We start from the raw sequence: 12,462 nt of genomic DNA, 5'->3' as shown, positions 1-12,462 counted from the left end.
GGCACTGACCCGGGCGGCGCAGGCTCATCTGCGGTGTCTGCCCGGCGGCCGGGCGCGGGTGGACAGCAGGAAGACGGTGGCCAGGACGGCGACGGCCTGGGCGAGGGCGGCGATCTTCTTGTCGCCGGTCCAGGCCCGTTCGTACATGTTCGGCACCGGCCCCAGTGTGCCGACGTCCACGTAGGTGTACAGGAGCAGCAGCGCGAGGCCGCCCGTGGCGACCAGCCAGGCGAAGATGTCGGCCGCCGGACGGCGCCAGACCAGCACCAGCAGGGCGGCGATTGCGGCGAGGACGGCCTCGACGCGGAAGAGCGTGCCCTGGCCGATGGTCGCGGTGACCGCGTCGTACTGCGCGGCGACCCGGGCATGGACGGCGGCGTCCACGGCCAGCCCGGCCGCCGCGAGCACCCGCGCGATGCCGCGGGGGACCCGGCGGGCCCGCCCGCGCTCCGGTACGGAGCTGTCTGGTGCCACGGCATCTCCCAGCCTCATGGTGAGCGGCGGTCAGGCGGTCAGGCGGTCAGGCGGTCAGGCGGTCAGCGGACGGTGAGCGCGCCCTTCATGTACGGGTGGATCGTGCAGATGAAGGGGTAGCTGCCGGCCTTGCCCGGAGCCTTGAAGGTGACAGTCCGGCCCGGCCCGATGCTGCCGGTGTCGAAGGCCTTGGGGCCGGTGGCCGTCACGGTGTGGGTGGTGGAGTCCTCGTTGACCACGGTGACCGTGCCGCCGGGCCGTACGGACAGCGCGGCCGGCTTGAAGGTGAAGTCCTTGATGGTCAGGCGGGCGGCGGCCGGGGCCGCGCTGGTCGGCCCCGCGGTCACCGTCGCCGCGGTGGGGGTGCGGGACCGGGCCGGGGCGGTGCCCTCGCCGGTGTTCGTACAGCCGCCGAGGCCCATGGCACACAGCGCGACGGTGGCCACGGCGACGGCCGGGCCGGCGGTTCTCCTCATCGGGCGTCCTTCTCCTCGGTCCGTCCGCTCCGGCCCCGGGCGGGCCACCTCCTGACTCAATAGACAGCAGACGCCGCCGCCCGGCCATCCGGGCGGCGGCGTTCGGCGTAATCGGGCATCTGCCGGGCGAGCGAGCGGGGGGGGCGGCCGCCCCCGCCGGGGGCCGGCGGCGGGGGGGGCGGGGATCGACGGCGGCGGGCGGCCGGTCAGTGGACCCGCCGGTCGGTCAGCAGGTCCCGCCTCCCGTCACCCGATCCCGCCGGTCGGTCAGCGGGTCCCGCCTCCCGTCACCCGATCCCGCCGATCGTCCGACGATAGGTGGACCGCCGGTCCTCGATCCGGCCCCAGCGGTCGCCGTAGACGTTCTCGACGACCCGCGGCTCCCGCAGGAAGTCGTGCGGGAAGCCGAGGGACACCGCGCTGGTCCGGTCGAGCCGGGCCAGCGCATCGGCGTCGAGCGTGACCTCGACCGCGCCGAGATTGTCGCGGAGCTGGCTCTCCTTGGTGGCGCCGATGATCGGGATGACGGTGCCGGGCCGGCTGCGCAGCCACGCCAGCGCCACCTGCGCCGGGCTCCAGCCGCCCTGCTCGGCGACCTCCAGCACCGCGGTGATGGTCTCCTCCGCCTGGTGGTCTCGGGCGTCGTCGGCGGCGTTGCCGTCCAGCCGGCCGGTCTCGCCGCGGCGGTACTTGCCGGTGAGCCTGCCGGCCGCGAGCGGTGCCCAGGCCAGCACGGCCAGATCGAAGGCGCGGGCCTGCGGCAGCAGTTCCCGCTCCGGCGTCCGCTCCAGCAGGTTGTAGCGCAGCTGCGAGCCCGCGAACGCGGTCCAGCCGCGCAGCTCGGCGAGGGTGTTGGCCTGAGCGATCTCCCAGGCCGGCCAGTCGGAGACGCCGACGTGGAGCACCTTGCCCGACCGCACCATGTCGTCGAGCGCCCGCATGACCTCCTCCACGGGCGTGAAGTGGTCCCGTGCGTGCACCCACAACACATCGACGTGGTCGGTGCGCAGCCGCTCCAGACTGGCCTCCACCGAACGGACCAGGTTCTTGCGGTGGTTGCCCGCGGCGTTCACCTCGCCCTGGCGGGTCGCGCAGGTGTATTTGGTGGCCAGCACGAAGCTGTCCCGGCGGCCTTCGAGCAGCTCCCCCAGGATCCGCTCCGAGGAGCCGTCGGTGTAGTTGTTGGCGGTGTCGATGAAGTTGCCGCCCGCGTCCGCATAGGCGTCCAGGATCCGGCTGCTGGTGTCCTTGTCGGTGCCCCAGCCCGGGTCGCCGCCGATCGTCATGGTCCCCAGGCTCAGCTCGCTCACCCGCAGGCCGGTCCTGCCGAACAGTGTGTAGCGCACGATGTCCCCTTCGTTCAGCGACGGGTGGTCAGGTCCTGCGCCCACGCTAGGAGCTGGAGTGCGCTCCAGGGCAAAGCACAGCGGCGGGCCGGTGGCCCATGTCACGCGCCGGAGTCCGGGAGCCGGTGTCCGATCGGGGCGGCAGCGCCTAGGGTGGCGGGTGCAACTGGTTCGCCCTGCCCGCCAGGCAGACGCGTCGCAAGAGGGAACCCGGTGGAATTCCGGGACTGCCCCGCAGCGGTGAGTGGGAACGACCGCCGTCATACGCACTGGGCCCGGCCGGGTCTGGGAAGCGACGGCCAGTAGATGTCCGCCCAGGCGGATGTGCCCACGAGTCCGAAGACCTGCCAGTGCCCCCGTGCGACCGGTGCACGGGGCGATCTCGGTGACCTCGAGGGCAGGTCGGCGGACACCTCAGGCGGGCACGGACGGCCAGTTGGCGCCGCTGCCCGCCCGGTTCGCCGTCCCTTCGCGCTCTCGACCCGTCCCGGGGTCCATGGAGTCATACTCGCGAAGGAGAGTTCCGTGACCAGCACATCCGCCGCCGCGGCCGCCCGCGCCACCGTGCACGGCTACCCCCGTCAGGGACCGCACCGCGAACTGAAGAAGGCCGTCGAAGGCTACTGGAAGGGCCACGTCAGCGCCGACGCCCTCGAAAGCACCGCCGCCGCACTGCGCCGTGCCACCTGGCAGCAGCTGGCCGAGGCCGGTGTCCACGAGGTGCCGACCGGCGACTTCTCGTACTACGACCACGTCCTGGACACCACGGTGATGGTGGGGGCGATCCCGGCCCGGCACCGCGCGGCGGTGGCCGCCGACCCGCTGGACGGCTACTTCGCGATGGCCCGCGGCACCCAGGACGTGGCGCCGCTGGAGATGACCAAGTGGTTCGACACCAACTACCACTATCTGGTCCCGGAGTTGGGCCCGGACACGATCTTCGCCGCGGACTCCGGCAAGCAGGTGACCGAACTGCGGGAGGCGCTCGCGCTCGGCCTCACCGCCCGCCCGGTGCTGCTCGGTCCGGTCAGCTACCTTCTGCTGGCCAAGCCCGCGCCCGGTGTCGCGGCCGGCTTCGACCCGCTGACGCTGCTGGACCGGCTGCTGCCCGTCTACGCCGAGGTGCTCGCCGACCTGCGGGCGGCCGGCGCCCGCTGGGTGCAGCTGGACGAACCGGCCCTGGTGCAGGACCGCTCCCCCGCCGAACTCGACGCCGCGGCCCGCGCCTACCGCGGCCTCGGTGCGCTCACCGACCGCCCGCAATTGCTGGTCGCCTCGTACTTCGACCGGCTGGGCGAGGCGCTGCCGGTGCTGGCCAAGGCGCCCGTCGAGGGCCTGGCGCTGGACTTCACCGGCGCCGCGGCCGCCAACCTCGCCGATCTCGCGGCGGCCGGCGGACTGCCCGGCAAGCGGCTGGTCGCCGGGGTCGTCGACGGCCGCAATGTGTGGCTCAACGACTTCGAGCAGTCGCTGGCCACCCTGGGGACGCTGCTCGGTCTGGCCGAGCGGGTCGATGTGTCGTCGTCCTGCTCGCTGCTGCACGTTCCGCTGGACGTCGGTATGGAGCGGGAGATCGACCCGCAGATCGCCCGCTGGCTGGCCTTCGCGCGACAGAAGACCGCCGAGGTCGTGACGCTGGCGCGGGGTCTGAGCCGGGGCACCGGCGCGATCGCCGCCGAACTCGCCGCCAACCGGGCGGACCTGGCGTCCCGCTCCGGTTCGCAGCTCACCCATGACCCGGCGGTACGGGCCCGGGCCGCGGCCGTCACCGGGGCCGACGGCCGCCGCTCGGCGCCGTACGCCGAGCGGGCCGCCGCCCAGCGAGCCCACCTCGGGCTGCCGCTGCTGCCGACCACGACCATCGGCTCGTTCCCGCAGACCGACCAGTTGCGCGCCGCCCGTGCCGCGCTGCGGGCCGGGCGCATCGACGCCGCCGCCTACGACGAGCGCATCGCGGCCGAGATCCGCGAGGTCCTCGCCTTCCAGGAGAAGGCCGGTCTCGATGTCCTGGTGCACGGGGAGCCCGAGCGCAATGACATGGTCCAGTACTTCGCCGAGCAGCTGACCGGCTATCTCGCCACCCAGCACGGCTGGGTGCAGTCCTACGGCACCCGCTGTGTCCGCCCGCCGATCCTGGCCGGTGACATCTCCCGCCCCGAGCCGATGACGGTGCGCTGGACGCAGTACGCCCAGTCGCTCACCGACCGCCCGGTCAAGGGCATGCTCACCGGACCGGTCACCATGCTCGCCTGGTCCTTCGTCCGGGACGACCAGCCGCTCGCGGACACCGCCCGCCAGGTGGCGCTCGCCCTGCGCGATGAGGTCAACGACCTGGAGGCGGGCGGGAGTTCGGTGATCCAGGTCGACGAGCCGGCGCTGCGGGAGACGCTGCCGCTGCGCCGTGCCGGCCATGCGGAATATCTGGCCTGGGCCACCGAGGCGTTCCGCCTCACCACCGGCGGGGTCCGTCCGGACACCCAGATCCACACCCATATGTGCTATGCGGAGTTCGGCGACATCCTCCGGGCCATCGACGACCTCGACGCGGACGTCATCAGCCTGGAGGCGGCCCGCTCCCATATGCAGGTCGCCGGGGAGCTCGCCACGGCCGGCTATCCGCGCGAGGTGGGGCCGGGCGTCTACGACATCCACTCCCCGCGCGTGCCCGGCACGCACGAGACAACAGCCCTTCTGCGCAAGGGACTTGAGGCCATTCCGGCCGAGCGGCTGTGGGTCAACCCGGACTGCGGCCTGAAGACCCGCGGCTGGCCCGAGGTACGCACCGCCCTGGAGAACCTGGTCGCGGCGGCCCGCGGGATCCGCGGCGAACTGCCCGACGCGGCCTCCTGAGCCGACCGGGCCGGGAGCGGTGCCGGTGACCGCCGCGCCTCCCGGCGGGACCGCCACCGCTCCCCGGCCCGCCACCGGCACCTGACCCGTGGCGACGGCGGTACGGCGTACGGCTGCGCGGACGGCACCGGGGATTCGGCCAACTTGGGCCGGATCCCCGGTCGCTCCCGGCCACCGGCCACCGGTCCACGCCGCATCGCACGGGCCCGCCCCCGCCGCCCCGGCACGCCCGAACACCAGCGTTCCCGCTCCACCCGTACGCCGTTGTGCCCCGCACCTCCCGCCGCAGAGAGTTTAAAGAGGCACAAGACGCCTGATCGCATGAAAACCCGTGCGAAACACCGCTGACAGGTGAGGTGTTCGTTACGTTCTCCTTGCGCCGCATCCCTCCCCGCCCGGTGCGGCGCACCCGTTCCACAGCACCTCACGAAGCACGGGAAAGAGGCCTGTCATGCCACGCGCCCTCAACCGGTTTCTCCTGGTCCTCGGCCTGCTGGCCGGCCTGCTCGGCGGGTTGACCGCCGCCACCGCCACCGCCGCCGACAGCGTCCCCTACCGCATCCTCAACAACGCGACCGGCGGCAGCCTGCTGCCCCACGGCTACGGCAGCGACTCGTCCGACGGCATCGTCGTGTACGCCTGGAACCCCGCCCTCACGTACGGCGGCGACGAGTGGACGTTCGAGGACGTCGGCGGGACCTACCTCATCCGGAACACCAAGACCGGCAAGTGCCTGAAGCCGGGCGGGCCGTGGTACGGCAAGACGTATGTGACCCAGGGTGCGTGCAACACCGGCTACGAGTTCCAGTGGTCGCTGCAGCTGCGGGACTCGGACGGCCAGTACAAGATCATCTCGCGCTCCTCGCACCAGGTGATGACGCCGTACTACGGCAACACGGTCGGCGAGGTCGTCGTCCTCGAACCCGACAGCAACATCGCCAAGAACTGGTGGTCCATCACCCCGGTCTGACGGCCACCGACAACGGAGAACGGGGCACCCGCCATATGCGGCGGGTGCCCCGTTGCCATGGCGGCGGGACGTGCCCGCGCCGCCCGTTCAGCCGGTGATGATCGCCGGGTCGCTGACGCCCGGCTCACCGTTCTCGACGTGGCCGGCGAACCGGCGCAGGAAGGTCTTGTCCGAGTCGGAGGTGACCGACAGGTCGTACCAGCGCTTGCTGGCGCGCAGGTCGAGCGGCTTCGTGACGGTGGCCCCCGCGCGGACGGGGTAGGTCTCGCTCGCCCCGCCGTAGGCGTTGGTGACGGTGAGGTGGCAGTCGGTGCTGCCGTGGTTGGTCAGGGTGAGGACGAGGCGGCCGGCGGTCGCGTCGTGGCGGGCGGTCACCTCGGGGCCGGCCTTCTTGCCGTCGCCCTTGAAGGTGCGCAGGAAGCCGTTCGGGCCGTGGACCGACAGGTCGTAGCCGCCCTTGGAGTAGGCGGTGTTCCAGGTGTCGGAGATCTTCTTGCCGGCCTCCGTGGTGTACGTCCAGGGGCCGTCGGTGCGGTTGCCCGCGGTGACGGTGAAGCAGGCACCGGCCTTGTCGCCGCTCTTGAACGTGAGGGTGTAGCGCCCCGTGGAGGGCGTGCCGGACCCGTCGACGAGCGGCGCGTACGGCAGCGGGCGGGACGGCCGGGAGCCCGGCTCCTGCTTGGGCAGGACGGAGTTGGCGGGCGGCTTCGGCACGTAGCTGTCGTGCCGGTTCTTGTCCGGCGGCTGGTAGCCGTCGGTGGCCGGCAGCGCGGCCGGCTTGGTGTTCTCCAGGCCGAAGTCGAAGGCGGAGGTCAGATCGCCGCTGATGGCGCGCCGCCAGGGCGAGATGTTCGGCTCGTGCACCCCGAAGCGGCGCTCCATGAACCGGATGATGGAGGTGTGGTCGAAGACCTCGGAGCAGACGTAGCCGCCGGTGCTCCAGGGCGAGACGACGAGCATCGGGACGCGCTGGCCGTAGCCGTAGGGCCCGGCGGAGTAGGACGCGTTGCCGCCGAAGGAGTCGAGCTTGGTGTCCACGGTCGACAGACCCTGGTCGGCGGAGGCCGGCGGGAACGGCGGCAGGACGTGGTCGAAGTAGCCGTCGTTCTCGTCGTAGGTGATGAACAGGGCGGTCTTGCTCCACACCTCGGGGTTGGAGGTGAGCGCGTCCAGCACCTGGGAGACGTACCAGGCGCCGTAGTTCGCGGGCCAGTTGGGGTGCTCGGAGAAGGCCTCGGGGGCGGCGATATAGGAGACCTGGGGCAGCTTGCCGGCCTTCACATCGGCCTTGAGCTGGTCGAAGAAGCCGTCGCCCTGCTTGGCGTTGGTGCCGGTGCGGGCCTTGTCGTAGAGCGGGTCGCCGGGCTTGGCGTCGCGGTACTGGTTGAAGAAGAGCAGGGAGTTGTCGCCGTAGGTGCCACGGTAGGCGTCCTCGATCCAGCCCCACTTGCCGTCGGCGTCCAGGCCGTCACCGATGTCCTGGTAGACCTTCCAGGAGATCCCGGCCTTCTCCAGCCGCTCCGGGTACGTGGTCCAGCTGTACCCCGCCTCCTCGTTGCCCAGGACCGGGCCGCCGCCCGAGCCGTCGTTGCCGACGTGGCCGGAGAACATGTAGTAGCGGTTGGGGTCGGTGGCGCCCATGAACGAGCAGTGGTACGAGTCGCAGATGGTGAAGGCGTCCGCGAGCGCGTAGTGGAACGGGATGTCCTTGCGGGTCAGGTACGCCATCGTGCCGGCGCCCTTGGCCGGGATCCAGCTGTCGTACTTGCCGTTGTTCCAGGCCTTGTGGCCGCCGGCCCAGTCGTGGTCCAGGCCCGCGATGAACTGCATGCCGAGGTTCTCGGCGTCCGGGTGGTAGGGCAGGACGTCCTTGGAGCCGTCGGACTGGTGCCAGACGGACTTGCCGTTCTCAAGGAGGAGCGGCCGGGGGTCACCGAAGCCGCGTACGCCCTTGAGCGAGCCGAAGTAGTGGTCGAAGGAACGGTTCTCCTGCATCAGGACGACGACGTGCTCGACGTCGCGCAGGGAGCCGGAGCGTCGCGCTGCGGGGATGGCCGCGGCACGGGCGATGCTGCTCGACAGGGCCGAGACACCCGCGGTCGCGCCGGCGATCTGGAGGAAACGCCGCCGATTCAGTTCAGGCATGAGATGGGGAACCTCGTGGTGTGTGCGGGAATTCGCGATGGTGGGGGTGATGCTGTGCGGTGATGGAGAGAACAGTGGGAAGTACAGCGTCAGCAGAGTGTTCCAAGAGGAACGAGCATCGGGGAAGGGGGTGTGACACGGGTGTGACATATCGCGGTACGCACGGCGAACACCCTGGTCGGGCAGGAGAAGGCAGCGAGAGCGGGCCACGACGGACGAGGAGCACGCGATGAGCCAGGGAGCCACGGGAGCCGACGGGCCGCTCCCGCCCGACGAAGTGGCGGCGGGCAACACCGCGCAGGCACAGGCGTGGAACGGCGCGGACGGACAGTACTGGGTCCGGCAGCGGGAGAACCTGGAGGCACGCTACCGCCGGCTCACCCCCCAGCTGATGGCGGCGGCCGGGATCCGGCCGGACAGCCGGGTGCTGGACGTCGGATGCGGCAGCGGCGGCACGAGCCTGGCGGCGGGGCGGGCCGCCGCCGAGGGGTCGGTGCTCGGGGTCGACCTGTCGCGGCCGCTGCTGGCCGAGGCCCGGCAGCAGGCCGCGGCGGCCGGGCTGTCACAGGTCACCTTCGCGGAGGGCGACGCCCAGATCCACCGCTTCGCCGACGGCGCCTTCGATGTCGTGCTCAGCCGCTTCGGCGTGATGTTCTTCGCCGATCCGCGGGCGGCCTTCCACAACCTCGCCCGCGCCCTGCGCCCGGGCGGCCGGCTGGCCTTCCTGTGCTGGCGGGAGCTGCGCGAGAACGCCTATCTGACCGTGCCGTTCGCCGCCCTCGCCCCGTATGTGCAGCTGCCCGACCTCGGGGCACCGGGCGCCCCCGGGCCGTTCTCCCTCGACGCCGCCGACCGGATCACCGCACTGCTGGGCGGCGCCGGATTCGAGGAGGTCTCACTCACCGCGCTCGACGAGCCGATGTGGGTGGGCACCGACGCGGACGATGCGGTGGCCGCGCTGACCGCCATGCCGATGGCGCAGGAGATGCTGTCCGAGCTGGGCGAGGAGACCGGGGCCCGGGCACGTGCCGCACTCCGGGACGCGCTGGCCGCGCACCAGGGCCCGGACGGGGTCACCCTCGGCTGCGCGGCATGGTTGGTGACGGCGCGGCGGGGGTGAGCTGCGCTCCGCCGGCGGTCCGGCACCGGTGGAACCGGCGGCCCGCGGCGGAAGGGAGCGGCCCGCCCCGTCCCGTACGCACTGACGGGAACGGGGCGGGCCACCGGTTTTCCTGGGCTGCTCGCCGTACGGCGGCTCTCGCCATACGGCGGCTCTCGCCATACGGCGGCTCTCGCCGTACGGCGAATTGATGGCTGGTCAGGCGACCGACACCGCCGCCGCCTCCGGGGCGGCGCCGGCGGCCGCCTCGGGCACCGGCTCGACGAGCGGCTCGGCGGGGACCGGCGGCGGCACCACGGGCTGGCCCTTCGTGTCGGGCACGCTGCGCAGCGGGGTGCGGGCCGTCAGCCGGGACTTGCGGGCCGACTCGACCCGGCGGGTGAACCAGATGACCTTGCCCTCCGGGGTGCCGCAGGTGCCCCAACTGTCGCTCAGCGCGGCCACCGTGGAGAGCCCGCCGCCGGCGGCGCTGCGCAGCTTGGGCAGCCGGGGTCCCTCGTCGGCGACGGAGGCCGTGAGGTGGCGGCCGGTCCAGCGGAGTTCGACGACGCACCGGGCGTCCGGCCCGATATGGCGATGGACGTTGGTCAGGAGTTCCGCCACTCCCCGGCACACGGGCGGGATATGCAGCTCAAGATCCCAGTAGCGCAGATGCGCGGCGAGAATCCGCCGGATCTGCGGCACACGCTCCGCCGAAGCATGCAGTTCGACCGTGTAGTGCCGGTCGCCGGGAAGTGTCATGTCGTGGCTCCTCACCGCGAGGCTCACGCCCTTCACCTCGTTGGACCAACGAACCCCGAAACACGAAGAGTGAGCATTTATCACGTATGGGTCATTTGTCATGGTGACCCGACTGGGCGGGTTCCGCAACAGATCTTGGAGTGCGCGGACCCTCACCCGGGCCCTCCAGGCCGGCCCCTCACCCGGCCCCCTCCTGGCGAGCCCGCAGCCGCGGCAGGACCTTGTCCGCGGTGAGCGGGAGGTCGCGCAGCCGGATGCCGGTGGCGTGCCGGAAGGCGTTGGCGACGGCCGCCGCGGTGCCCACGATGCCGATCTCCCCGATGCCCTTGCTGCCCATGGGGTTGAGGTGCGGGTCCTCCTCGTCGAGCCAGTGCGCCTCGATCTGCGGGACGTCGGCGCAGACCGGCACGTGGTAGGAGGCCAGATCGCACTCGGCGAAGTCCCCGAAGGCGGGGTCCAGCCCGCTCCCCTCCATGAGCGCCATCCCCAGCCCCATGGTCATCCCGCCGATGAACTGGGAGCGCGCCGTACGGGCGTTGAGGATCCGGCCGGCCGCATAGACGCCCAGCAGCCGGCGCAGCCGGACCTCGCCGGTGACGGTGTCGGCCTGGACCTCGGCGAAGGTGGCCCCGAAGGCGTGCCGGGCGTAGGGGGACCGTTCGGCCGCCTCCTGACGGGTGTCCGCGACGGCGGTCAGCCCGCCGGCCGGCAACGGCCCGTCGTGGTGGCGCAGTTGTGCCCGCAGCGCCATACAGGCCTTGTGGACGGCCCAGCCCCACGAGGCGGTGCCCATGGAGCCGCCGGCCAGCATCGCGGGCGGCAGATCGCTGCTGCCGATCTCGATGTGGACCCGCTCCTCCGGCACGGTCAGCGCGGCGGCGGCGATCTGCGCGAGGACGGTGCGGGCGCCGGTGCCGATGTCCGTGGCGTTCACCCGGATCCGGTAGCTGCCGTCGGCGGCGGCCTGCGCCTCGGCGCTGGACGGGGCGACGTAGACGGGGTACGTGGCGGCCGCGACGCCGGTGCCGAGCAGCAGGTCACCCTCGCGCCGGACGCCCGGCCGGGGATCCCTGGGCAGCCAGCCGAAGCGCTTGGCGCCCTCCCGGAGACAACCGATGAGATGCCGACTGCTGAAGGCGCGGTCGCTGTCCGGCTCGGTGTCCGGCTCGTTGCGCAGCCGCAGTTCGACGGGGTCGACGTCCAGCAGCACGGCGAGTTCGTCGACGGCCGACTCCAGGGCGTACATCCCAGGGGCCTCGCCCGGTGCGCGCATCCAGGAGGGGGTGGGGACGTCGAGCGGGACGACGCGGTGCACGGTCCGGCTGTTCGGCGAGGTGTACATCATGCGTGCCGGGACCGCGGCCTGCTCGACGAACTCCGCGACGGTGGAGGTGTGGGTGGCGATCTCGTGTGCGAGGGCGGTGAGCACCCCGTCGTCGCCGGCCCCGAGGCGCACCCGCTGGACGGTGGGCGCGCGATGGCCGACGACCGCGGCCATCTCACGGCGCGGCAGGGAGAGTTTGACCGGGCGCCCGGTGTGCCGGGCGGCCATCACGGCCAGGACGACCTGGGGGCGGGGCGTCCCCTTGGAGCCGAAGCCGCCGCCGACGTGCTCCGAGACGACCGTGACCTGGCCGGTGTCCAGCGAGAACAGCGCGGCGAGGTCCTCGCAGACCTTGGTGGAGCCCTGGCTGGAGTCGTGGACGGTCAGCCGGCCCTCGCTCCAGTGGGCGGTGGAGGCGTGCGGTTCCATGGGGTGGTTGTGCAGCGGGGGCACGGTGTAGGTGGCGTCGACGGTGACCGGTGCGGCGGCGAACGCCCCGTCGAAGTCACCGCGTTCCCGGGTCCCGGGATAGCCGCCGTTGGCGGTCTCGGCCTCGTACAGCCGCGGATGGCCGGCGGTCAGCAGCACGTCGTGGTCCTCGGTCGCATAGCTGACGCGGACGGCCTCGGCGGCGGCGCGGGCGGTTTCGAGGCTGTCGGCGACGGCGAGCGCGACGTACCAGCCGCGGTGCGGCACCCGGTCGTCCTGGAGCAGCGACAGCGTCGGGTCGGCGTCGGCCGCGAGGCGGGGCGCGTTCTCATGGGTCAGCACCGCGCACACTCCCGGCAGCGCGAGCGCCCCGTCGGCGTCCACGGCGGTGATCCGGCCCCGGGCGACGGTCGCGGCCACCGGCCAGGCATAGGCGCAGCCCGGCGGGGTGTGTTCGGCCGCGTAACGGGCGGTGCCGGTGACCTTCTCCCGTCCTTCCCGGCGGGCGAGCGGGGCGCCCAGGGGGTAGGGGGGTGGTCCGAGCGGGAACGGGTCGGGGCTCATGGCTCGCGTCCTTGGGTCGGGGA

The 12,462-nt window shown here is 72.5% G+C and carries 9 protein-coding genes and 1 riboswitch; of the genes, 3 read left to right on the top strand and 6 right to left on the bottom strand.

The genetic code is table 11. The features are described from left to right. Positions 1-24: 24 nt before the first annotated feature. The 3 genes from BKA18_RS29695 to BKA18_RS29685 all read right to left on the bottom strand — a co-directional run bounded on the left by BKA18_RS29695 (position 25) and on the right by BKA18_RS29685 (position 2,296). Positions 25-474 carry a hypothetical protein gene (locus BKA18_RS29695; RefSeq protein WP_366045815.1) on the bottom strand — a complete coding sequence of 150 codons (450 nt, stop codon included), beginning with the start codon at positions 472-474 and terminating at the stop codon, positions 25-27. A gap of 62 nt (positions 475-536) precedes the next feature. Then, complete coding sequence (locus BKA18_RS29690; RefSeq protein WP_006602310.1) at positions 537-950, bottom strand: cupredoxin domain-containing protein; 414 nt, start codon at positions 948-950, stop codon at positions 537-539. A 287-nt stretch (positions 951-1,237) separates the two neighbouring features. Next, positions 1,238-2,296 (bottom strand): aldo/keto reductase, encoded by a 1,059-nt coding sequence (locus BKA18_RS29685; RefSeq protein WP_366045814.1) that lies wholly within the window; start codon positions 2,294-2,296, stop codon positions 1,238-1,240. A 149-nt stretch (positions 2,297-2,445) separates the two neighbouring features. Continuing rightward, positions 2,446-2,662: riboswitch (cobalamin riboswitch) on the top strand. A gap of 159 nt (positions 2,663-2,821) precedes the next feature. Here BKA18_RS29685 and metE point away from each other — a divergent pair. Together metE and BKA18_RS29675 are read left to right on the top strand one after the other, a co-directional pair. Continuing rightward, positions 2,822-5,146: a 5-methyltetrahydropteroyltriglutamate--homocysteine S-methyltransferase gene (gene metE / locus BKA18_RS29680; protein WP_366045813.1), complete on the top strand. Its 2,325-nt coding sequence runs from the start codon at positions 2,822-2,824 to the stop codon at positions 5,144-5,146. Between the two features lie 451 nt (positions 5,147-5,597). Further along, positions 5,598-6,116: an RICIN domain-containing protein gene (locus BKA18_RS29675; protein WP_366045812.1), complete on the top strand. Its 519-nt coding sequence runs from the start codon at positions 5,598-5,600 to the stop codon at positions 6,114-6,116. Positions 6,117-6,203: 87 nt separating this feature from the next. Here the strand turns inward: BKA18_RS29675 and BKA18_RS29670 are convergent, their stop codons facing one another. Beyond that, on the bottom strand, positions 6,204-8,261 hold the full coding sequence (locus BKA18_RS29670; RefSeq protein WP_366045811.1) for a phosphocholine-specific phospholipase C: 2,058 nt from the start codon (positions 8,259-8,261) through the stop codon (positions 6,204-6,206). Between the two features lie 229 nt (positions 8,262-8,490). Between BKA18_RS29670 and BKA18_RS29665 the strand changes: the two genes are divergently transcribed. Next, a complete protein-coding gene (locus BKA18_RS29665; RefSeq protein WP_366045810.1) occupies positions 8,491-9,381 on the top strand; it encodes a class I SAM-dependent methyltransferase in 891 nt (296 codons plus the stop codon). A gap of 198 nt (positions 9,382-9,579) precedes the next feature. On the opposite strand, the gene BKA18_RS29660 is transcribed toward BKA18_RS29665, so the two are convergent. After that, positions 9,580-10,122 carry an ATP-binding protein gene (locus BKA18_RS29660; protein WP_211823529.1) on the bottom strand — a complete coding sequence of 181 codons (543 nt, stop codon included), beginning with the start codon at positions 10,120-10,122 and terminating at the stop codon, positions 9,580-9,582. Positions 10,123-10,300: 178 nt separating this feature from the next. Next, a complete protein-coding gene (locus BKA18_RS29655) occupies positions 10,301-12,439 on the bottom strand; it encodes a xanthine dehydrogenase family protein molybdopterin-binding subunit (protein WP_366045809.1) in 2,139 nt (712 codons plus the stop codon). Positions 12,440-12,462: the final 23 nt, after the last annotated feature.

It is taken from the genome of Streptomyces auratus (assembly GCF_050433025.1).
GTDB classification, from domain to species: domain Bacteria; phylum Actinomycetota; class Actinomycetes; order Streptomycetales; family Streptomycetaceae; genus Streptomyces; species Streptomyces sioyaensis.
The sequence above is the reverse complement of the archived record's forward strand: the minus strand, read 5'-3'. Positions and strand labels throughout refer to the sequence as shown.

What these genes read in the sequence shown, in the direction of transcription:
- BKA18_RS29655 (WP_366045809.1), bottom strand. Translation starts at nt 12,439, where the DNA reads ATGAGCCCCGACCCGTTCCCGCTCGGACCACCCCCCTACCCCCTGGGC.
- BKA18_RS29665 (WP_366045810.1), top strand. Translation starts at nt 8,491, where the DNA reads ATGAGCCAGGGAGCCACGGGAGCCGACGGGCCGCTCCCGCCCGACGAA.
- BKA18_RS29675 (WP_366045812.1), top strand. Translation starts at nt 5,598, where the DNA reads ATGCCACGCGCCCTCAACCGGTTTCTCCTGGTCCTCGGCCTGCTGGCC.
- BKA18_RS29660 (WP_211823529.1), bottom strand. Translation starts at nt 10,122, where the DNA reads ATGACACTTCCCGGCGACCGGCACTACACGGTCGAACTGCATGCTTCG.
- BKA18_RS29670 (WP_366045811.1), bottom strand. Translation starts at nt 8,261, where the DNA reads ATGCCTGAACTGAATCGGCGGCGTTTCCTCCAGATCGCCGGCGCGACC.
- BKA18_RS29690 (WP_006602310.1), bottom strand. Translation starts at nt 950, where the DNA reads ATGAGGAGAACCGCCGGCCCGGCCGTCGCCGTGGCCACCGTCGCGCTG.